Source organism: Halorubrum sp. Ib24, assembly GCF_002252745.1.
Classification (GTDB): Archaea; Halobacteriota; Halobacteria; order Halobacteriales; family Haloferacaceae; genus Halorubrum.
Window position 1 is genome coordinate 48,656 of the sequence record NZ_NHOX01000025.1, and the last position, 23,260, is coordinate 71,915.

The 23,260-nt window shown below is 67.9% G+C and carries 10 protein-coding genes and 3 pseudogenes; 10 read left to right on the plus strand and 3 right to left on the minus strand.

Annotation, left to right across the window (positions count from 1 at the left end):
- Positions 1-13: 13 nt before the first annotated feature.
- Positions 14-679, minus strand: a complete 666-nt coding sequence (locus DJ82_RS06360; protein ID WP_094581333.1) for a TrkA family potassium uptake protein — start codon at positions 677-679, stop codon at positions 14-16.
- 343 nt (positions 680-1,022) lie between these two features.
- Here DJ82_RS06360 and DJ82_RS06365 point away from each other — a divergent pair, with 343 nt between their 5' ends.
- Positions 1,023-2,453 carry an APC family permease gene (locus DJ82_RS06365; RefSeq protein WP_241881443.1) on the plus strand — a complete coding sequence of 477 codons (1,431 nt, stop codon included), beginning with the start codon at positions 1,023-1,025 and terminating at the stop codon, positions 2,451-2,453.
- A gap of 1 nt (position 2,454) precedes the next feature.
- Positions 2,455-3,102, plus strand: coding sequence for a TrkA family potassium uptake protein (locus tag DJ82_RS06370; RefSeq protein ID WP_094527043.1), 648 nt, complete (start codon positions 2,455-2,457; stop codon positions 3,100-3,102).
- A 7-nt stretch (positions 3,103-3,109) separates the two neighbouring features.
- Here DJ82_RS06370 and DJ82_RS06375 read toward each other — a convergent pair whose 3' ends face one another.
- Both DJ82_RS06375 and DJ82_RS06380 read right to left on the minus strand, forming a co-directional pair.
- Entirely contained in the window at positions 3,110-5,092 is a 1,983-nt protein-coding gene (locus DJ82_RS06375) for a type II secretion system F family protein (protein ID WP_094581334.1), read from the minus strand.
- Positions 5,089-7,488: a type II/IV secretion system ATPase subunit gene (locus DJ82_RS06380; RefSeq protein ID WP_094581335.1), complete on the minus strand. Its 2,400-nt coding sequence runs from the start codon at positions 7,486-7,488 to the stop codon at positions 5,089-5,091. Before DJ82_RS06380 ends, DJ82_RS06375 begins: the two co-directional genes overlap by 4 nt.
- Before the next feature lie 633 nt (positions 7,489-8,121).
- Between DJ82_RS06380 and DJ82_RS06385 the strand changes: the two genes are divergently transcribed.
- The 8 genes and pseudogenes from DJ82_RS06385 to DJ82_RS14955 all read left to right on the plus strand — a co-directional run.
- Positions 8,122-15,513, plus strand: a complete 7,392-nt coding sequence (locus DJ82_RS06385; protein ID WP_094581336.1) for a malectin domain-containing carbohydrate-binding protein — start codon at positions 8,122-8,124, stop codon at positions 15,511-15,513.
- Between the two features lie 123 nt (positions 15,514-15,636).
- Positions 15,637-17,340, plus strand: a complete 1,704-nt coding sequence (locus DJ82_RS06390; RefSeq protein ID WP_094581337.1) for a PKD domain-containing protein — start codon at positions 15,637-15,639, stop codon at positions 17,338-17,340.
- A gap of 9 nt (positions 17,341-17,349) precedes the next feature.
- Entirely contained in the window at positions 17,350-18,180 is an 831-nt protein-coding gene (locus tag DJ82_RS06395; protein WP_094581338.1) for a hypothetical protein, read from the plus strand.
- 242 nt (positions 18,181-18,422) lie between these two features.
- Positions 18,423-18,788 (plus strand): annotated as a pseudogene (locus DJ82_RS15240) (sulfite exporter TauE/SafE family protein); the annotation flags it as partial.
- Positions 18,784-19,320 (plus strand): annotated as a pseudogene (locus DJ82_RS06405) (zinc-binding dehydrogenase); the annotation flags it as partial. The pseudogenes DJ82_RS15240 and DJ82_RS06405, both read left to right, overlap by 5 nt.
- A gap of 75 nt (positions 19,321-19,395) precedes the next feature.
- On the plus strand, positions 19,396-19,563 hold the full coding sequence (locus tag DJ82_RS14950) for a hypothetical protein (RefSeq protein ID WP_198948025.1): 168 nt from the start codon (positions 19,396-19,398) through the stop codon (positions 19,561-19,563).
- A 272-nt stretch (positions 19,564-19,835) separates the two neighbouring features.
- Complete coding sequence (locus DJ82_RS06410) at positions 19,836-22,667, plus strand: surface glycoprotein (RefSeq protein ID WP_094581339.1); 2,832 nt, start codon at positions 19,836-19,838, stop codon at positions 22,665-22,667.
- Positions 22,668-22,671: 4 nt separating this feature from the next.
- Positions 22,672-23,260, plus strand: a pseudogene (locus tag DJ82_RS14955) (hypothetical protein); the annotation flags it as partial.

Here is a 23,260-nt window from a genome sequence, read left to right on the forward strand (position 1 = left end):
GGGCGGCTCGGCCTCAGCCCCTGAGCAGTCGCACGACCTCGTCGCTGATATCGGTCTTGACGGCGACCACGTACCGGAACCCGGGCTCCAGCACCATCTCCGGGCCCGGAAGCTGATTGCTGTCTCGCCCGGCGACGACGACGGCTCCCCGCGGGAAGGCGACGTCGCGGAGCTCTCGGCCCGCGACCGGCGCGTCGGCCGCCACGGTGAGTTCGAGCAGCGTGAGGTCCCCCGTCACCTCCTCGATCGTCCGGACGCCGCCGCCCGCGACGTGGACGATCTCGTTGGTCGCGGCGTGTGCGGCCAGCTCCTCCGGATCGCCGACGCGGTCGACGAGCCCGGCGTACTCCTCTTTGTCGCCGTGGTCGATCCGCGCGACGGTCCCGATATCGGGTTCGATCTCCGTCGCCATCGCGCAGATGCCGATGTTCGTCATCGCGCCGTACCCGGTGAGCGCCGCGACGACGTCGCTCCGGTCGAGGCCGGCCTGTCGCAGGATCGACCGCCGGCCGCCGTCGCCGTGGATGACCGTCGCGTCGTACTGCTCGCTCAGGAACTCCACCCGCTCGCGGTCCTTCTCGACGACGACCACGTCGTGGCCGCGGTCGGAGAGACGCCGCGCGGCGTGATACCCGACGTGTTGACCGCCGACGATCACGACCCGTAGATCCGTGCTCATTCGCCGGGCTACCGCGCGCAGGTAATTGTAGGTTACGCCGTTTAAATAGGCGACGCGGCGAGTTCCCCCGCGAACGCCGGACCCCACGCGGGAGTCGTCCCCCGCTGCACGTATATATTATTTAATTAATATTATTGCGGGATCCACATCGTAGCCACGTTCGTCCTGTCGTTCCCGGAGAGAACGTACGGAATTTGTCGGGATTAGATTAATGTACGTGCAGTCGTGGTTATTGGTACAGCCGCGCGATGACCGGTCTCGGACGCCGAACTCGGGTGGAGACCTCGTGAGCAGTCACGACCAGCGGGAACCGGAGGCCGAACTGGGCCTGCTGGACGCGACGATGATCGGGATGGGCGCGATGATCGGCGCGGGTATCTTCGTCCTCACGGGCCTCGCGGCCGAGATATCCGGTCCGGCCGCGCTGCTCGTCTTTCTGTTGAACGGGGTCGTGACCGCCTTCACCGGCCTCTCGTACGCGGAACTGGCGTCCGCGATCCCGAAGAGCGGAGGCGGCTACGCGTTCGTGCGGGAGATATTCGACGACTTCGGCTCGTTCATCATGGGGTGGATGCTCTGGTTCGCGTACATGATCGCCGGCGCCCTGTACGCGCTGGGGTTCGCGCCGAACTTCCTCGAACTGCTCCACGTGTACGGCGTGGTCGCGCCGCCGGACCAAGTCGGCGCGGTGGTGCTCCCGCTGCTCGGCGTGGGGGTTCCGGCGAAGTTCCTCCTCGCGTTCGCGGCGGTCGCCGGGCTCGTGGCGATGAACGCGGCGTCGACCGCCGCGAGCGGCAGCGCCGAGACGGTGTTCACGATCGTCAAGGTGTCCATCCTCGTCGTGTTCGTCGCCTTCGGGTTCCTCTCTGCCGGCGGCGGCGGGGAGACGAGCTTCACCTTCCAGAACTTCGACCCGCTGTTCCCGGAGGGGTCCGGCGCGTTCAGCATCCTCCCCGCGATGGGCCTGACGTTCATCGCCTTCGAGGGGTACGACCTCATCACCACCGTCACCGAGGAGGTCGAGAACCCCCGCGAGAACATCCCCAAGGCGATCTTCGTCAGCCTCGGCGCCACCGTCGTCGTGTACCTGTTGGTCGTGACGGTGGCGATCGGCACGCTGGGCGCCTCGGAGCTCGCCGCCGCCGGCGAGGCCGCCATCGCGACGGCGGCGACGTCGTTCATGCCGACCGGCCTACCGGTCATCCGGAACGGCGGCGCGCTCATCGTCTTCGGGGCGGTGTTCTCGACGGTCACGGCGCTCAACGCGGTCGTGATCGCCTCCTCGCGCGTCGCCTTCTCGATGGGCCGCGAGGGCCAGTTGCTGCCGTCGATCGGCCGGATTCACCACCGGTTCGGCACCCCGTTCGTCGCGGTGCTGTTGAGCGCGGTCGTCATGCTCGGGTCCGTCTTCCTCCCCACGCAGAGCGCGGGGAACATGTCGAGCCTGTTTTTCCTGCTGTCGTTCATCATCGTCAACGTCGCGGTGATCCGGCTCCGGCGGGAGCGACCGAACATGAACCGCCCGTACGAGATACCATACTACCCGATTCCGCCGATACTGGCGATCGGTCTCAACGGGATTCTCGCCGTGGTGCTGATCGGCTTTCTCATTCAGACCGATCTCCTCGCGCTCCTGCTCAGCGTCGGGTGGCTGGTCGCCGGCGCCGCGATGTACGTCGTGCTCAACCGGTACCGGGCCCGGGGGACTGTTGAGGACGAGACGGCCGCGGCGACCGCCGACCAACCGGCCGCGGAGGGAGCGAGCGAGGACTGACATGACACGAGACATCATCATCGCCGGCGGCGGCCGCGTCGGCTTCCAGACGGCCGAGGTGCTCGCCGCCCGCGACGAGAACGTGACCATCGTCGAGCAGGACGAAGACCGCATCGAGGAGATCGCCGACGCGTGGATCGCGACCGTGATCCGCGGCGACGCCTCCGACCCGGACATCCTCGAACAGGCCGGAATCGAGGACGCGGACACCATCGCCGCGCTGACGGAGCTGACAGGGTTGAACCTCGCGGTCTGCCTCCTCGCCACGCGGCTCACGGACGGGATCAGAACGGTCGCCCGCGTCGATCGGGAGACGGACGGGACGTACGACCGGTTCGTGGACGCCGTCGTCTACCCCGAGTCGGCGGGCGCGCGGGTCGCGGCCAACAAGACCGCCGGGAAGGAGGTCCAGGCGTTGACCGACGTCACCGGAGCGGTCGAGATCCTCGAGATCAGCGTCGCCGAGGGTGCGCCCGCCGCGGGGCGGACGCTCGCGGACGTCGCCTTCCCGGCGGGCACGCTCGTCATCTCCGGCGACGACGGGAACCGGATCTCGCAGCCGGACACGACGCTGACGCCGGGACACCGGTACGTCGTGGCCGTCGAACCGGGCGTCGTCGACGAGGTGCTCCAGCTGATGCGCGGGTAGCTCTGGTTTATACGAGCCCGCCCAGCGTGAAGACGGCGTAGCAGATGCCCACGAGCAGCCCGGAGTGAAGCAGCGCCTCGTAGCGTCCCCGGGAGGCGGTGCCGGCGAACCAGCCCGACGCGAGCATCGTCGCCTGCGTGACGACGTACAGCCGGAAGCGTTCGAGGTCGGGGTGGACCGTCTCCGGCTCCGTCACGAGGTCGGTGGCGCCGGCGAGCTCCGCGAGCCGCGCGGCGTCGATCACCTGCGTGTTGACGACGGCGACGACGCCCGCGACCAGCGCGGCGGCCGCCCAGCCGACCGCGACGTACGGGTGCATCGACGAGCGGAGCGCGCGCTGCTCGCTGTACAGCTGTCCAACCTCGATCCGGAGCGTCTCGAAGACGGCGTCGGCGTCGCTGCCGGCGTTCAGGGCGCCCGTCACGAGCCCGAGCGTCCCCTCCGCCAGCGGCGTTCCCACCCGGTCGACGAACCGGCCGATGGCGACCGCGCGCACGTCGGCGGCCTCGCGGGCGTCGCGGACCTCGCCGTCCCCGCCGGTTCCGGCTCGCACCCCTCCGGTCGCCGTCGTCGACCCGAGCGCGAACGCGAGGTCGGCCACGTCGTCGTCGAGCACCCCGAGGTCGGCGTCGCTGGCCACGGCCGCGACCGCGTCCGGGAGTGGGCGCCCGTGCGCGACGTGCCCGGAGACGGCGTGGACGAAGTCGGCCAGCTCCCGGTCCTTCGCGTCGTCGATGCGGGTCCGCCTGACCGCGACGCTCCCCACGGGAATCGCGAACGCCGCGTACGATAGCAGCACCACGTTGACGAGCGTGTACTCCGCGACCGCGAGGCCGACCGCGAGCAGGGCCGCCGGCGGCGCGCAGACGACCGCGGCGCTCGTCGGGTTGCGGCCGACCGAGGCGGCGACCGCGCGCGGCGACCCCGGGAGGTCGTAGCTCGCGCGCTGGTTCGGCGGGCGGAGCGTCCCGACCGCCACCGCGCCGGCGAGCCCGATGGCGACCAGGAAGACGACGGCCCCGTACAGCACGACGGCCCGCGTCGGGACCACCCCGACCGGCGTCTCGACCGGCGGCAGGAGTTCGGGGACGACCACGGTGAGCGCGGTCGCGGCGATGACGAGCAGCGCCGGCAGCACCAGCACGGCGACGAACAGCTCCGTGAGGAGCTCTAAGAACCGCCGGGCGCGCTTCCGGGCGCGGTCCTGCCGGTGCGCGAGCATCCGGCTCTCCGTTCGGAGGTACTCCGCGAGCGCCGCGTCGCCGGTCGCCGCGTGCTTACGGAACTTCAGCAGGAACGGCGCGAGCAGCTCGCGCGAGGGCGTGTCGCGGGCGACGCGCCGGAGCCCCTCGTCGAGGCTCCCGGCGAGCCGCGCCGCGTTGAGCGCCTTCCGCAGCGAGGTGGCCGTCCCGCCGTAGGCGTCGCTCGCGGCGGTCTTCGCGACCATCTCTCTGGGGCCGTCGCTCCCGGACGCGAGCAGTTCGAGGTAGCGGACCGCGGCCGGGAGCGTCCGCTCGATGTCCGTCCGGCGCGTCGCCGTGAGCCACCGGAGGTGGAGCCCGCCGAGCCGCACCGTCGCCCGCTTCGCGAGGAGCGCGACGACTCCGGCGAGCGCGACGGCGACCGCTTCGGGCGACGCGACCGGCGCGGCATCCCCTATCTCTCCCTCGACGGCCGCGAGCAGCGCCGGCGTCGCTCCCATCGCGACGAGCAGGGTCGGTCCGGCGACGGCCAGGCAGACGAGCCACGAGAGCCCGTACACCCGGGACAGATACGTTTCGAACCCCGTGTCGAGCGCCGTCCCGCGGTACCGCTTCCGGTCGGCGTCGTGCCGCCGGTCGCTCGCGTGTCGGGCGAACAGCGCGTAGAGGGCCCGATCGACGGCAGACGACCGGCCGCTCCGCAGGAAGCCGTCGGCGTCGGCGGCGTCGACGGCCCTTCCGAGTCCCGGGCTCCCGCCGTCGCCGTCGGTCGCCGGCCCTCCGCTCACGGCTCCCTCCGCCCGTCAGTCCGTTCGCTCTCGTCAGTCCGTTCGCTCTCATCAGTCCGTTCGCTCCCATCGCCCGTCCGATCCATCGTCCGCGCCGCGCGCTCGACGGTCGCGGCCTCGTCGGTCCGGAGGTCGGCGAGGAACTCGAACAGCGCGTCGACGTCGCGGACGCCCTCTCGGACGAGGTACTCGACGTACCGGCGCTTGGCGAGGAACTCCGATCGCACGGCGTCGACCTCGCGGTCGGTGTGGTCGGCGATCCGCTCGAACGCCCGGAGGCGCGGCTCGTCGCCCGGCGCGGCCGCCGCGTCGGCTTCGGGCGCGCCCGGGAACCGGAACGCGCCGTCGGCGTCGCGCCACGCGAGCGTGTTGAAGTACACCGCCTCACCGCCCTTGTCGACGACGCCGGCGCCGCCGTGTTTCGGGTTTCCGGTAGGGCTCCGCTTCGCCTCCGGGTCGAGCGCCTCGTACTCCTCGGCGGAGAGGGGTTCGACCGCCCGCGAGACGTACCGCTCGCCGTCGACCTGCCGGGGGAAGACGACGAGGTCGATCTCGCGGAGGAGGTACGGCGGGAGTCCCCGCTCGACCACGCGGTTCACGAGCGCCTCGACGTCCTCGGCGTGGGTCGTGCCGATCACGCCGTGGCCCGTGTTGAGCGTCTCCGCGAACGTCTCGAAGCTCGCGGGCGTGTTGATCTCGGCGATCACCTCGACGTCCGGGTTGAGGTAGTTGGCCTCCGTCATCAGCTCCGACATGCTCACCGACTTGTACGCCTCCTCGTGCTCGCGGGTCGTGAGCGACACCCCGGTCTCGTGCGGGAGTCGGACCTCGCGGGACCCCTCGTCGATCGACACCGGTCGGTCGTCGAACGGGATGAAGGGGGTGTGGGCGTTCAGCAGGGTGGTCTTGCCGACGCCGGTCGGCCCCGCGAAGAGGACGACGCCGCGGTGCTCGTACAGCAGCCACAGCAGCGTGACCAGCTCGGTCGAGAGCGTCCCGCGGTCGATCAGGTCGACCGGCGTCATCGCGTCCGCGCTCTGCTTCCGGATCGAGACGTGGGGCCCGTCGGCGGAGATGACGGGCAGCGCCACCGCGCACCGGACCGTCTCGTCGACGCCGTCGACGTCGAGGTTCACCTTCGCCGACGGGGTGGCGGCGTTGAGCTCGGTGCCGTCCCGGGCCGCGAGCGCCGTGACGACGTTGACGAACGTCGTCTCGTCCTCGAACGCGAGGTTGGTGGGGACCCGGGCGCCCGCGTCCGGGGCCGGGCCGCCGCGGTCGGCTTCGACTCCCCCGGCGCCGCCCTCGCCGTCCGCCCTCCGCAGGACCGAGGCGCGCGGGACCACCTTCACGCGCTCGCCGACGCGGTTCGCCTCGACGTCCTCCAGGTTCGGGTCCCGGATCGGCACCGTGAGGATCCCCTCGCCGACGAAGTCGCGCAGCACGTAGTACGCCAGGTCGTCGAGGCGGTCGCGGGCGTACCGGGAGTCGACCGGCGGCACGGCGAGCCCCCGGTCGGCCAGCGCGGACCGGGCGCGGTGGGCGGCCGCGTCGAGCCACGCCCGGGTGTTGCGCGCGGTGAGCCGCCGGGAGAGGAACCGCCGGGCGTGCTCGGCGACGAACGCCTCGCGGTCGTCGACGGCGCCGTTGACTGTCGTCTCCCAGATCCGCTCTTTGCACTCCTCGATCAGCGCCTCGTCGCCCGGGAGGAGGTCGGGCTCGAGGACGGCGTACTTCGTCTCGAACGCGTCGGAGCCGAGCAGGCGCTCGCGGTAGACGACCACCTCGACGGAGAGGCCGGCAAAGCCGACCGCGTACTGCGCGAGCCGCTCGGCGGCGACCCGCTCGACGTAGTCGGCGTCGACGTCGATCCCCGTCTCCAGCGGCGCGAACGTCTCGGTGTGGACGACCAGCTCGCGCTCGTCGCCCACGTCGGCCACCTCGATCCGGTCGTCCAAGGCGAGCGGCGTCACGTCGCCGAGCAGCCGGAGGTCCCGCAGCGCGCGGTAGTCGATCCGGCGGCGCGCGGCGGCGCTCGCGTCGAGCAGGCGGTCGAGCGCGCGGTCGTACTTCGACTCGAACCCCCGCTCGGCCCGCTCGACGACCCCGACGCGGGTGAGCGGTCGGCGGTGCCGGACCGCGGAGAAGTGGTCGCGGACGCGCGCTAACGCCTCCTCGTCGGCGGGCGACAGCGGCGGCTCGCGCACGTCGTAGCCGAACCGGCCGCCGTCGCGCTCGCGGACCGTGGCGACGACGCCCGGCGCGGCCTCGTACTGCGCCCGCACGTCGGGCGCGTACCACGCCTCGGGGTCGTCCGGCGGAACCGGCGCGGGGACCGCGCCGTCGGGATCGTCGTCCGGCTCGTCGATGATCCGGAGCGTCGGCGCGTCGCTCACGGTACCGTTCCTCGCAGGGGCGGCGCACTCGTCGGCGTCGCGGACGTCGGTTGCGGCTCCGGCATCGCCAGTCGTTCGCGGGTGGCCGTCTCCCCGATTTAAGAATTTATATTATCGCTGATATGTCGTTTCATCCTCGGGAAACGTTTGAGCGGGCGACCGGGCGGGGGCGACCGTGATCGGGGCGCGGTACGGCCCGATCGGCTCTCGTCTCCACGGGAAGCGGAATCAAGCGACGACCGCCTCGCAGCAGCCCTCCGACCCGCCGGTATCACCTGTATAACGGGATCCGGTCGGAACGTCTCGGTATTGTATCCGAGAAATAATATATAAATTGAACCGTCGCCTGTCCGTCGTCACGCGATCTCGGTGAAAGTCGTTCGACAGGTCCGATCACCGTGGAGAGCGAGTTGCGATCCCGTCCTGAGGGCGCCTTCAGGCGCCCGTTCAGGGGTGTCAGGAACGCCAACGAGGGGTCCCTGAAAAATAATTTATCTGATTATTCAGTTTCTACTTAATTATCGGTCTACTGTAGCGACCTACGTTCCGCCGACGCGAGGCCGCTTCGGCGGGGACGAGAGCGATGATATATACCTCAACAAACACGATCGGTCGAACAGGAGGCCCGCGAGGATGAGCCGAGCGGGCAGAGAACAGGCGTTTGCGGTTCTGTTCGCGGTGGTAATGGTGACGTCGATGATCGCGGGCACGGCCGCGATACCCGGCGGGGCCGCCGCGGCCCCCGGCGACGTCGTTCACCGCGTGAACGCGGGCGACTCGACGGTCGCCGCGACTGACGGCGGTCCGGACTGGGCCGCTAGCGACGGGACGTACGTCTCCGGAGGATCCACGTACTCCCAGGCCGTGAGCGTCTCGACGGACGCGAGCGTGCCGGCGTCGACCCCGACGTCGGTGTTCCAGTCCGAGCTGTACGGCGATCAGCAGTGGGCCTTCTCGGAGAACGTCCAGAGCGGACAGACGTACGAGGTCCGCCTGTACTTCGCCGAGATATACCACGGCGTGGACGGCGGGAACTCCACCGGCGGAGCGGGGGACCGCGTCTTCGACGTCGCCGTGGAAGACGAGACTGTCCTGGACGACTACGATATCTACGCGGACGTCGGCTCCGCGACGGGCGTGATGAAGTCGTTCACGGTGACGCCGGCGGACGGTCAGATCGACGTCGACCTGTCGACCGTCGAGGACAACGCGAAGATTTCGGCGATCGAGATCGTCGACTCCGAGCCCGAGCCGGACACGCTCGGCGGCCCGTCGGAGGTCGACTTCGGCGACGTGGTCGTCGACGACTCCGAGACGGAGTCGGTCACGCTGACGAATCTCGGCGGCGACGGCGACGCCGACATCACGATCGACGGCGTCTCGGTCTCCGGCGACGGCGTGTTCTCGGCGGGCACGGCGTCGCAGACGACGCTCTCGCCCGGTGAGTCGGCGGACGTCCCGGTGATGTTCGCGCCGACGGCCGCACAGGCGTCGTCCGCGACGCTCTCGATCGACCACTCGGGAAGCAACTCGCCGCTCTCGGTTGACCTCTCCGGAAACGGCGCAAGCGCGGTCGATCCGAGCTTCCAGAAGAGTGCGCTCGACGGCTTCAGCGCGGGCAACCCGACGGCCATCGACTTCGGCCCGGACGGTCGCGCCTACGTCTCGACGCAGGGGGGCACGGTGTACGCGCTGAACGTCACCCGGACCGGCGAGAACAGCTACGAGGTCGTCAACGAGGTCCAGATCGACGCCATCGAGGACATCCCGAACCACGACGACTTCGGGAACCTCGAACCCGGTCAGGACAACCGGCAGATCACGGGACTGACCGTCGGCGGGACCGCCGCCGAGCCCGTGGTGTACGTCTCCTCCAGCGACCCCGAGATCACCGTCGGACAGGACGACGACTCCACCGACACCAACTCGGGAGCCATCTCGCGGCTGACCGTCACGCCCGGCAGCGACGGCGTGCTGCAGGCCGGCGAGGTCGACCACGAGGTGCTGGTGCTCGGGCTGCCGCGGTCCGAGGAGAACCACGCGACCAACGGTCTCGACCTCTCGGCTGACGGCGAGACGCTGTACGTCGCGCAGGGCGGTCACACCAACAAGGGCGCGCCGGGCGACAACTTCGGACACACGCCGGAGTACGCGCTGTCGGCGGCGATCCTCGAGATCGATCTCGCGCAGATCGGGAGCGACTACCAGGCGACGAGCCTGCAGACGCAGAACGGCGACTACCCGGACCTCGACTACCTGTACGCGCTTCCGACCGTTCAGGGCAGCGACCTGCCCTTCGGCGGGAAAAACGGCGTCAACCAGGCGACGCTCGTTGAGGGCGGTCCGGTCCAGATCTACTCGGCCGGCTACCGGAACCCCTACGACCTGGTCGTAGGCGAGAGCGGGCAGGTGTACGCCGCGGACCACGGTCCGAACGGCGGCTGGGGCGGCCAGCCCGCCGACGCGAACGGCGACACCACCGCCGACGCCGCGACGGTGACGAACCACCCCAACGAGGACGGAAGCTACACGACGTCGGACCAGCTCGTCGTGGTCGACGAGGGCGACTACGGCGGCCACGCCGCGCCTATTCGGGCGAATCCGACCGGCGCTGACGTCTACGACGCGAACGGGGATCTGCTGTTCGACATCAACGAGTCGAACTCCCCGGTCCCGGAGAGCATGGTCGATCCGCGAGAGGCGGACTACATTCCGCCGACGAGCGGGTCGCCCGATCCGGGCGCTCCGGCGGGGAGCGCGAACACGATGGAGTTCGAGAACGGCGACAAGGTTCTGTTCGGGCCGACCGGCGGAGTAGAACAGTACACCGCCTCGAACTTCGGGGGCGCCATGGATGGCGACCTCCTACAACTCGAACTCGGCGGCGACGTCGAGCGCGTGGAACTGAGCGATGACGGGTCGACCGTCGTGAGCGTCGAGACGATCGCCAACACCGCTGGTCCGCTCGGCATTGTCGCCCAAGGCGACGACGGAGAGTTCGCCGGGACGGTCTGGACGGCCGACATCGGCGGAAACGGCGTCACCGTGCTCGAACCGGTCGATTATGGGGCCGACGACGGCGACGGTGGGAGCGGCGCCACGTGTACCGGCGCCGACGACCCCTCCCTCGACGAGGACGGCGACGGCTACGACAACGCCGACGAGATCGACGCGGGAACCGACCCGTGTTCGTCGGCGTCGACGCCGGCGGACTTCGACGACGACGGTACGTCGAACCTGAACGATCCCGACGACGACGACGACGGGCTCAACGACACGGAAGACCCGTTCGCGGTCGACCCGAACAACGGGCTCGACGCGACGCTCCCCGTCCAGCACGACCTCTCGGAGCTGAGCCTGTTCGGCGCGAACGGGCAGGGCTGGACCGGGCTGATGACGAACGGGACCGACTACCAGGAGCTCTACGACCCGACGCAGATGACGGTCGGCGGCGCGGCGGAGGTCCTGACGGTCGAGGGCGTCCCCCAGGGTGACGCCTACGCGGACACGAACACGCAGCAGTACGCGTTCCAGTTCGGCGTCGACCCGCCGGCGGAACCGTTCACGGTCGAGTCGACGGTCGCTTCCTTCCCTGAGAACCCCGAGGACTACCAGTCGGCCGGGATCTACGTGGGAACCGGCACTCAGTCCGACTACGCGAAGCTCGTCGTCGCGGCCGACGGCGGCAACGGCGGCGTCGAGTTCGCGCAGGAAGAGGGCGACTCGTTCACCCACCAGACCTCGCCGAACGTCGTGAGCGACGCCAACGTCACCGGCACGGACACGACGCTTCGGCTGACAGTCGATCCGACAACCGACCCGACGCCGAACAACGGCGAGGACGAGGTCGCTCTCGTCGCCGAGTACGAGGTCGACGGCGAGACGATCGAAGTCGGGACGGCAGCCATCCCGGCGTCCTGGCTCGACACGTCCGACGGAACCGGCCTCGCCGTGGGCGTCGTCTCGACGTCGAACGGCGCCGGGTCGTCGTTCGACGCGACGTGGACCGACATCGGCGTCGACTACGTGACCCCGCCCGCGAACGAGCCGCCCGTCGCCGATGCGGGCGCTGACCAGACGGTCGGCGAGGGCCAGCAGGTCACGCTCGACGGGTCCGGATCCGCCGACCCGAACGGCGATCAGCTCGGCTACACGTGGATCCAGACCGCGGGTCCGGACGCCGGTCTGAGCCAGAGCGACGGTGAGACGGCGGCGTTCACCGCGCCCGAGGTCGACACCGAATCGACGCTCGAATTCCAGCTGAGCGTCTCCGACGGGCAGAACAGCGACACCGACGAGGTGAACGTCACGGTTCAGCCGGCCGCAGAGGAGCCGCCGGCCGGCGACACGATGACCGTCGCGGAAGCGATCGCGACGGGCGGCGACGACGACTCGCTGATCGAGGACGCGGAGATCCAGCAGGCGATCAACTGGTGGGCGACCGACGGCGAGGTCCCCGACACCGGCGGCGAGACGATCGGTGACTCCGAGATCCAACAGCTCATCAACTACTGGGCGACGGCGACTCCCGTCGGCGACGCCAACGACCCGCCGGCGGCGTCGTTCACCGCCAGTCCCGACGCTCCGGAGGCGGGTCAGCAGGTGAGCTTCGACGCGTCCGGGTCCGGCGACGACGGCTCGATCGCGAGCTACGAGTGGGACTTCGACGGCGACGGGGCGACCGACGCGTCCGGGGAGCAGGCGACCACCGCGTTCGACGCCGCGGGCGACTACGCGGTCACCCTGACCGTCACCGACGACGACGGCGCGATCGACAGCGTCACCCAGACGGTCACGGTCACCGAACCCGCCGCGGAACCCGGCGCAGCGTCGGTGAGCGTCACCCCCGACACCGACACCGAGGCGAGCACCTACAGCGGGGGTTCGTTCACCGTCGAGAACACCGGCGACCAGCCGATCTCGTCGGTGACCTTCGACCTCTCGTCGGCGGCGATGCCCGACATGGTGTTCGACCCCGACGGGACCGCGGGCGATCAGGCGGCGAAGGGGCTCGTCGTCGACGGCGAGTCCGGTGATGGCGTCGGCGTCGCGAGCACGGCGGACGACGACGTGTTCGGCCAGCCGCACAACGGCGTGAACGGCTCCGACGGCTACGACGCACTGACCGTCGAGTTCACCGACTTCGATCCCGGCGAGTCGGTGTCGTTCTCGGCCGACAACGACCCGACGAGCATCAAGGCCGCGAGCATGACCTCGCAAGAGGCGGGGCCGGTCTCCGGCCTCGAACTCGCGCGTTCGACCGTGAGCGTCCAGTACGCCGACGGGAGCGCGCAGGAGGCACAGCTGTTCGGCGACGGCAGCGCGGGCGGCGCGCAGGCGACGGTCGACGAGTCCGTCGCACCGGCGCCGAGCATCGACGTCCAGGGCGTCGACCTCGACGAGGCCGCGCTCCGCGGTCACCACAGCGCGGCCACCGTGAGCGAGGCCGACCAGACCGTGACGGTCACCGGCGAGCCCGGTGAGACGGCCACGCTGCTGCACGTCGAGAGCGAACTCGAACTCGACACCGTGCCCGACTACGACGGCACGCCCGGCTACGACATCGAGCCCTACGAGGGCAACAAGGTCGAGAACGTCGACTACCAGACGGTCACGCTCGACTCGAACGGCGAGGCCGAGGTGCCCGTCACGCTGCTTAACACGACCGCGGTCGGCGGCTACAACTACTTCGTGGCGACCCACGGCGAGCCCGGTTCCGACACCGGTCTCGGCTCGAACGCGGTCGTCCTGAAGTACGATGAGAGCGCCGGCGGTGACGACGGCGGTCCTGAGGGCGACGTCGTCTACGCGGTCAACGCGGGCGGTCCGGAGTACACTGCCAGCGACGGCACGGTCTACCAGGCCAGCACGAACTTCACCGGTGGTACGACGCAGTTCACGTCGGGCCAGGCCGGCACGCCGTCCGAACCCGAGATCGCGAACACGCAGAACGATGAGCTGTACTGGACTGAACTGTACGGTTCGGACTTCAACTGGAGCGCTTCCGTCGACAACGGCCAGTACGAGGTGACGCTCAAGTTCGTGGAGCTCTATCAGGGCGTCGCCAATGACGGCGGCGAAGGCGACCGGATCTTCGACGTGTCCATCGAAGGTCAGGAGACCCTCGACAACTACGACATCATCGCAGAGTCGGGTGGGCCTCAAACGGCCATCAACGAGACCTTCACCGTCGAAGTGACCGACGGCGAGCTAAACGTCGGGTTCGACGCCACCGAGGACGACGCCGTAGACAACGCGAAGATCTCGGCGATCAAGGTCACCGAGGTTAGCGACACCAACACTCCACCGACGGTCCAGTCCATCTCCGATCAGACGGTGACCGAGGGCGACTCGGCGACCGTCCCGGTCAGCGCCGACGACCCCGACGGCGATTCGGTGTCGCTGTCGGTGAGCGGCCCGGACTTCGTCAGCCTCTCCAACGGCGAGCTCAGCATCGCCCCCGAGTCGGGTGACGCGGGCACGTACGCGGTCGAGGTGACGGCCGACGACGGCCAGGGCACCGCGACCGAGTCGTTCCAGCTCACCGTCGAAGAGCCGGCTGCTACCGGGCCCGGTTCGGCCGACGTCGCGGTCACCCCGAACGGCGGGATCGACGCGAGCACCTACAGCGGTGGTTCGTTCGAGATCACGAACACCGGCGACCAGCAGATCTCGTCGGTCACGTTCGACGCCGGCCAGAGTCTGATTCCCGACGCGGTGTTCGACCCGGACGGCACGGCCGGCGACGCGACCGCGAAGCAGCTCAGCGTCGACGGTCAGTCGGGCGACGGCGTCGGTGTGGTCTCCACCGCCGACGGCGACGTGTTCAGCCAGCCCCACAACGGGCAGGACGACGCCGAGGGGTACGACGTGATGACCGTCGCGTTCGACGACTTCGACCCCGGTGAGTCGGTCTCGATGTCCATCGACATGGACCCGACGACGATCAAGGGCGCCTCGACGACTGGTGGCGCGGGATCCGTCTCGGGCCTCGAGATCGCCGGCAGCGAGGTCACCGCCGAGTACGTCGACGGTTCGACCCAGTCGTCCGACCTGTTCGGCGACGGTAGCGACGGCGGCGCACAGACCACGCTCGACGGGAACGCGCCTGCCGCGCCGACGCTCGGCGTTGACGGCGTCAGCCTGCAGTCGACCGACTTCCCGGCCCACGAGGCCGCCGCGGTCGGCGACGGCTCCCAGACGCTCACCCTCAGCGGGCCCGCCGACGGCACGCTCGAACTCCTCCACGTGGAGGCGAGCGAGCCGCCGACCGACGGCTACGACCTCGACGCCTTCGAGGCCGACAACGCCCAGTCGGTGAGCTATCAGACGGTTACGCTCGATTCGAGCGGGCAGGCCACCGTTCCGGTGAGCCTCTCCGAGACTGACCTGAACTACTTCGTCGCGGCCACGGAGAGCAGCGGCGGCGACACCGGGCAGACCTCGGACACGGTCGTCCTGGAGTACGACGATAGCGCCGGCGACGGCGGCTCGTCGACCCAGCAGGTCCTGCATCGCGTGAACGCCGGCGAGGGGACGACGATCTCCGCCACCGACGACGGTCCCGACTGGACCGGCGTCGTGGACACGAGTTCGCCGTACCTCGCGTCGGTCGCCTCGTCGGACGTCGGAACCAGCTGCGTCGGAGAGATCACCTCGACGACCGCGAACGTCCCGTCGAGCACGCCCGATGGCGTGTGGGACTGCGAGCGCTACGGCGAGATGACGTGGGAGTTCGACGTCGACCCGGGTCAGCAGATCGAAGTCCGACTCTACGTCGGTAACTCGTACTCCGGCGCCAGCGAGCCCGGCGACCGGCAGTTCAACGTCTCCGTCGAGGGCCAACAGGTCCTGTCACAGTACGACCCCGTGGCCGATGTCGGCCACGAGACGGGGACGGTGAAGAACGCCACCGTCACCGACGACGGCGACGGCACGGTCACGGTTTCCTTCGAGGAGACCGAGTTCCAGAACCCCCAGATCAGAGCCATCGAGATCGTGGAATCGGAGGGTACCTCGCAGTAGGTAACTCACGATGCACGACCGTAACACGCGCTCGTCCGCCGTTCGACTGCGGTTGAGGAGCCACCGAACCGAGCGACGACCGACCTCACGACGACAGCGAACCCAACAACACAAACCCAACCGATGAACGACAAAGCACACGGATACCTCAGACAGACGATCACGGCGCTCGTCGCGCTCTCACTCGTCCTCACGGTCTTCGGACCGGTGGGGATAGTAGCGGCGGACCCGAGCGTCTCGGTCGAACAGACGGCCGACAGCACGACGGTCGCACCGGGAGACACAGTGACGCTGACGACGGAGTTCGACGTCGCGGAGCTGAACGCGCCGCAGATGAGCGTCGATCTCCCGGACAGCTGGGCGATCGAGTCGCAGTCGGCGGACGGTCCAGTGGCGTACAACGACGGCACGTGGACGTGGCTCGCCGGCGACGACGACGGCGTCAACGTGAGCTACACGGTCGAGTACACCGTCGGCGTCCCCGACGACGGCTCCGGTGAATACGCGATCACCGCCGACGGGTCGGCGCTGAGTCCGGGCGATTCCGCCCAGACGGTGGACTCCGACTCGACGACCATCACGGTCCAGGAACCCGAGCAGAACGAGGGCCCCACGGCGTCCTTCGCCGCGAGCCCGTCCGCGCCCGAAGCGGGTGAGACGGTCTCCTTCGACGCCTCCGGCTCCAGCGACGACGGCTCGATCGCGAGCTACGAGTGGGACTTCGGCGACGGCGCGACCAGCACCGGCGCGTCGGCCAGCCACACCTACGACACCGCGGGCGACTACGCGGTCGAACTGACCGTCACCGACGACGACGGCGCGACCGACACGGCGACCCAGACGGTCTCCGTCGGCGAGGCGCCCGATCCGGTGAACCAGCCGCCGACGGCCGACGCCGGTGACGACCAGACCGTCGCCGAGGGAGACTCGGTCAGCCTCGACGCCTCCGGTTCGAGCGACGCCGACGGCGACGATCTGTCGTACGACTGGACGCAGACCAGCGGGACGGGAGTCACGCTGAGCGACGACGGCACCGCGACGCCGTCGTTCACGGCCCCCGACATCGACGCCGACGAGACGCTCGCCTTCGAGGTGACCGTCTCCGACGGTGACGCCACCGCCACCGACACCGTGACGGTCACGGTCGAGGACGACGAGGCGGACCCGCCGGGCGACGAGGACCCGCCGACCGACGGGCCATCCACCGAGGTCAGTCTCTCGCCCGAGAGCGAACTCGTCGCGGTCGGCGACTCGGCCGAGTACGACGTCGTGGTCGACGACGCCGACGGCGGCGTCGGCGTGTACTCGATGACGGTCACCGTCGACGACCCGAGCGTGGCGTCGATCACGGACGCCAGCGTCTCGAACGTCGACGAGAACCTCACCGACGTCGAGATCGCCGAGGACGGTTCCTCGGCGACGATGGAAGCGGTCCTCGTCGACACCGACGACAACGGGAGCGTGACGCTCGGGACGGTCACCGTCGAGTCCGCCGCCGAGGGGACCACGGACGTCTCGCTCGACGTCTCCGAACTCGGCGACGAGTCCGGGAACGCGTACGAGGTGACGGCCGCGTCCGGCGCCACGCTCGCGGCGTCCACCCTCGTCGTCGGCGACTCCGACGCCCCGGCGCAGGACCCGGACGGCGACGGCGTCTACGAGGACGTGAACGGCGACGGCAGCGTGGACGTCCTCGACGTCCAGACGCTGTTCGCCGACCGCGACGGCTCGGTCGTGCAGAACTCGCCCGACGCGTTCGACTTCAACGGGGACGGCGAGTTCTCGCTGCTCGACATCCAGACGCTGTTCGCCGAGGAGACGGGGTGAATCAGACAGATGTCAGGTATCGACGCTCCGACGGCGCCCGCGACGGCGGTCCTGTTGGGGGTGCTGCTGCTGACCGCGACGGCGGTCCCGGCCGTCGCGGCGACGGACACGCCGGTGCGACTCGCCGGGGCCGACGAGCCGACGGTCGTCGGCGAGACGACGACTGTCGACGTCGTCGTCGGGAACGCCGACGGCGGCGTCGGCGCGTACGACCTGACGGTCGCCGTCGACGACCCGAACGTGGCGGCGGTCGTCGACGCGGAGGTCGCCGGCGACTCCGGAGCCCGTGACGTCGCGGTCGCCCCGGACGGCTCGAACGCGTCCGTCCGCGCGGCGATGTTGGACACGGACGACGCGGGCGCGGTGACGGTCGCGACGGTCACCGTCAGGGGCGAGTCAGTCGGCTCCACCGACGTCGCCGTCTCCGTCGAGACGCTCGGTGACGAGGAGGGCCGGGCGTACGCGGTGACCGCCGAACGGGGCGCCTCCGTCGCGGTCACCGACGACGGTGGCTCGACCGACCGGTCGGACGACGACGCGGCGGACGACCAGACGGACGGCTCCGACGGCGACGGAACCGACGACTCCGACTCGAATTCGGGCTCGGAGTCCGGCACGGAGCGCGGCTCCTCGTCGGACTCCGGAGCGACCGAGACGGAATCGGCGCCCGCCGGCCAGTCGGCGGGAACCGGGGCCGACGCGGGGGACGGTGACTCGGAGCGAGAGGTCCCGGTGGAGGTGAGCGGGTTCGGCTCGCTCCCGTCGCCCGCCGCGGCGGCCTTCGTGCTGTTCGCCGGGGCGGCCCTGATCTGCGGGGCCCTCTACCTGCGGCGGCGCTGACCGTCCGCGCCGTCGGCGGTCGGGCGCGTCGGCCCGCCGCTCGCGGCCCCCTCCCTCGCGCGGGAAGCGGCCGCCCGAGCGTCGTGAACTCAATTTTTCAACCACTTCGCTGATATTTTACCGTCGAGAAACGAATCCGAACACCGTACCCTCCTCCGGTCGAGAATTCGATGATTTCATCCGAATTATTAGTAATAATAACTAATTCATACGCATCTCGGCTACCGGTCGTTCACGATTCAATGAGCCCCTCACTGTCGAGCGAGGTGCAGCGTAGCTTCCTACGCTATCAGCACCTGCTCGTGTTTCTCGCCCCGCTCGCGTTCGTCGCCGGGGTGTACGGCTTCGCACCGACGCCCGCCGACGCCGGGATCGACTACTGGACCGCGTACTGGTGGCTGTTCGTCGCGTTCGTCACCGGGGCGACCACCGTCAACACCGTCGGCATCAGCGGGTCGGCGCTGTTCGTGCCGTTCCTCATCTTCCCGCTCGTCGCGTACCCGCTGGAGGCGACGACGCTGGTGAAGATCGGGTTCATCAGCGAGCCGTTCGGGTTGTCGAGCTCCTCGCTCGCGTTCATCCAGTACGGGCTCGTCGACCGCCGGCTCCACGGTGGCCGTGATCGGCGACGGCGCGGCCGGGCTCTGCGGCGTCCTCGCGGCGCGTCGGCTCGGCGCCGAGCGCATCGTCGCGGTGGGCCACCGCGAGGACCCCCTCGAACTCGCGGAGGACCTCGGCGCCACCGAGACGGTCTCGGCGCGCGGCGAGGCCGCCGCCGAGCGGATCCGCGAACTCACCCACGGCGGCCCGAACCACGTGATGGAGTGCGTCGGCGCCGCGAGCACGATGAACACCGCGATCGACGCGGTCCGGCCCGGCGGCACGATCGGCTACGTCGGCGTCCCCTACGGGGTCGACGACGAGGGGCTCGACGTGTTCGGCATGTTCGGCGACAACGTCACGCTCGCCGGCGGCGTCGCCCCGGTCCGCGCGTACGCCGAGGAGCTGATGGCCGACGTGCTCCAAGGCACGCTCGACCCCGCGCCGGTGTTCACCGAGACGGTCGGCCTCGACGAGGTCGCCGAGGGGTACCGGATGACGGACGAGCGCGAGGCGATCAAGGTGCTCGTCAAACCCTGAAACGTCGGTTTGAGAGCCGTCGGCGGCCGATTCGGCGTAATGCTTTTTTGCGCCTAGCGCTTGCCAATAGTTGTCATGTGTCATTACAACGTCGAGGCGCGCTCGATCGAGGAGATCCGAGAGCGCCACCGGTCCGAGGAGGCGGACGAACGGCTCGACGAGACCCCCGACGCCGACGCCGTGGACGACCCGGCGGACGACGCCGAACCGCCGGCCGAGCCGCGGACCCCGGCCGACGACTGACGCGGCCGGGGCCGACTTCGCCTCGAACCCCGACGATTTTTCGTGGGAGATCCCGCGCTGAGGGTTGAGCCCGTATCCTGCGGTGCAGCGTCTTAAACGCCGTTTCAGGGGGAGCCTGAAGAGGTTTCAACGCGCGGAAACGACGGTTCTGGCGGCGAAATACTACCCCTGTCCCACTACTCCGTACGGATATCTCCACCACGGAGTACTGCGATTATGCACATGCTTATCGACGACTCACGCTGGACGACGCAACGAACGGTGGTCAATAAATGACACGCGCGCGGTTCCGCGCGGTCTTCCTCGCCGCGATCATGGTGCTGTCAGTGGTCGCGATGGGGGCCGGGTTCGTAGGTGGTGCGGCGGCGCAGAGCGGTGACGAAATTGTCGTTAGTGAAGGAGATTCAATCCAAGATGCAGTAGATAATGCGACTACTGGCGACACCATCTATCTTCAATCTGGAACGTATGATCAGCAAATCTCTATTGAAAAAGATCTCACCATCATCGGTGAAAGTGACACCGTTATTTCCTATGATTCCGCATCTGGTAGTAGTTATGGTGAAAATTCTTTCATAATTGTAGAAAATAACTCCACTGTCGAACTTGACGGATTATCAATTGAGGGTCCATTTACCTCATCAAATACTGCTGGAATATTTATCCGTAATAACGGAAGTGTGAACGCAACGAATGTAGCTATGCGGCAGATGTTTGTCCCAGAAAACGGGGAGCCATCTGGGACGCAGAATCATGGCGCCATCGCATTGGGACATAACAAATATACCGAATCAACCAGCTCTGGTGACGTACATCTTTCCAACTCTGAAATTGATGGTTTCGGGAAGTTTGCCGTACTCATTTCTGGCGGACGAAGTACTGCCACCATTCACCAGACCACGATTAATGGAAGCGGTAAGATCGACACACTAGCACAGGACGCGATACTGGTCGACGAAGGCAGACTATTAGTCGAAGGAAGCCAGTTTAACGCGATCCGTTCGACTGGCAACACAGGCACAGGAATCTCTGTATACGGCCCCTCTGAGAAGGTTGTCATTCGGGATAACAGCTTTAGCGGTGTAAATAAAGCCGTTTCACTCCAATCGTATCGGGAATTTGATGATTCACCGGGAGTGATTGAGGACGTCGTTATCAAACAAAATAATATCGAGAATCAATTCCAGGCTATCGATATCTTCTCAGAAAGGTCACTAGCTGGTACTGACGATACTGTTGTTAGTAACTTAACATATGCGCAAAACGAAATCCGCGATGGGAATACTGGACTAGCTGCTTGGACTGGACAGGTCGTAAGCTCAAATATATCTGGCAACGTCTTTGAGAACAACACTGTTCAAGTCTATCAGCCACGTGGCACATTCCGCGGTAGCAATATCATAGATGCAAATCAATTTGATCGAGCAGCATTCGTCGGCTCGGCGAACTCAACAATTTACTCCGAAATACAGCTTGCAACTGATAATAATATCTATGACGCAAGCCCCGCTCAGAGCGGCGACGTAGTGACTGTCTATCCCGGCGTGTACAATGAGTCTGTAACGATCAGCACACAGAACGTCACACTCCGAGGTCCGAACGCTGGCATCTCCGACGAAGTGAACCGTAGCGATGAGGCTGTGATCCAGAACAGCGTTGATGTGCGGGCTAGTGATGTCGAAATCAGCGGATTCGAAATTAACTCCCCCGGTCAGCAGGGAACTGCGAGTCCCACTGATTACGCCGGTCAAGTAGGCGTGAACGTACACAGTGGAAACGAAAACGTCACGATCAGTCACAACGTAATCACCGACATCGGAACTGCCGACGACGACGCGAACGCAATCGGTGTCTTAGCTAGCGACGGAACCAGCGGCATCGAAATCGATAGCAACGAGATCAGCAATTTAATAGGTACCGACGAGGACGAAGGCGCGGTTCAGGCGGTGCTGATCGACGAGTCCGGAACGCAGATCACTGATGCGACTGTTACGAACAATCTGATTACGGGCCTATTAGACACCCGTTCCACGGTCGCGATTCGGTACAACGGCGATGTGCAGGGGAATATTTCGGAGAACAATATCAGCGATCTGAACACGGAGGGCACCATCCCTGGAAGCGGCGGAGCGCCCGGAGGATTTACCCAAGCCATCAGCCTTGCTGAGGGTGGGGGTAGCGATACCGGTCCCTCCGAAGTAACGATTACTGGAAACACGATCACGGCAATCGAGACGACCACCACGGAGAACTTCGCCCGGCCGTACGGCGTCCTCCTCGGTGGTTCCACTGACGCTGACTCGGTAACGCTGAAGCGCAATAACATAGCGCTTGATCTCAACTCTGGTGAGCGAACTCGGCCCGCTGTTGCCGTCGCAAACGGTGCCGACGAGCGTCTTGACGCGACCCTCAACTACTGGGGTGACGCCGACGGTCCGAATACCACGGAAGACATCATCCTCGGAAATGTCACATCTGATCCATTCCTAACCGTGGCGGCCGAGAGCGTAGATGATCCCGTCCGACGCACCACCGACTTCGGTCACGACCTCGTCATTCCCGCCGACGGCGAACCGCACTCGATCGCCTTCCCGGCGGCCGTCGAGGGCAACGTCAGCGAGGTCTTCGGCGAGTTCGACGGCACCATCTACGCGTACGACGGCGATGAATGGGAGAGCGGTACTGAGGTCCGCGACGAAGACATCGACGCGCTCGACGCGTTCGCCGTCTCCGTCGACGAGGGCGAAGCGGACCTCCGGATCGACTTCGAGTACGCCGAGACCGACTCGCCGGTCCCGTCGATGACGAGCGCCGAACTCGAGCAGGGTTGGAACTTCGTCGGCGCGCCGCACGGAAACGCCGGTTCGGACGAGGCGTTCGCGGGCTCGACAGGCGACGTCACGACCGTGATCGACGCCATCGCCGGCCCCGAGTCTCGGACGACGCCGTACGGGCTCGACGCCTCCGGTCAAGTGACGAACCCCGACGAGGTCAGCCCGTTCAAGGGCTACTGGGTGTTCGTCACCGACGACGGCGAGCTCGGCGCGACCGTACCGGTCGATCCGACGCAGGAAACCGAGGAGGGCGCCCTGACGGGGAACTGAGCCGATGAACGCCAAACACGCGCTCGGTCTGGCCGCGGTCGCGATCGCCCTCGTCGGGCTCGTCGCCAGCGGCGCGGTCGTGGGGGGCGTCGCCGGACAGGACGGCCCGCCGGCCACGCCCGCGGCGTACTACGGACAGGTGACGCTGACCGACGGCGGCGACCCGGTCGACGGCGTGACGATCGAGGCGGTCGTCGACGGCGAGGTCCGCGACAGCATCGAGACCGACGCGGACGGTTCGTTCGGCGGCTCGGGCGCGTTCGACGAGAAGCTCACCGTCGAGGGACCGGTCGACGGCGACGTGACGTTCGGGATCGCCGGCGTCGACGCCGGCACCGCCGCGTGGGAGTCCGGCGCGAACGAGGAGGTCGCCCTCGAACTCGACGAAGCGCCGGATTCGGGCACCGACGACGGCGACAGCGGCGATAACGCCGACGGCACCGATCCGGGTGACGGCGCGGACGACGACGACCCGGTGGGTGGTGACGGCGGTGACGGCGGTGACGGTGATGACGGCAGTGACGGTGATGACAATAGTGACGGCGGTGACGGAGGTGACGGTGGTGACGGCGGTGACGGCGGTGACGGTGATG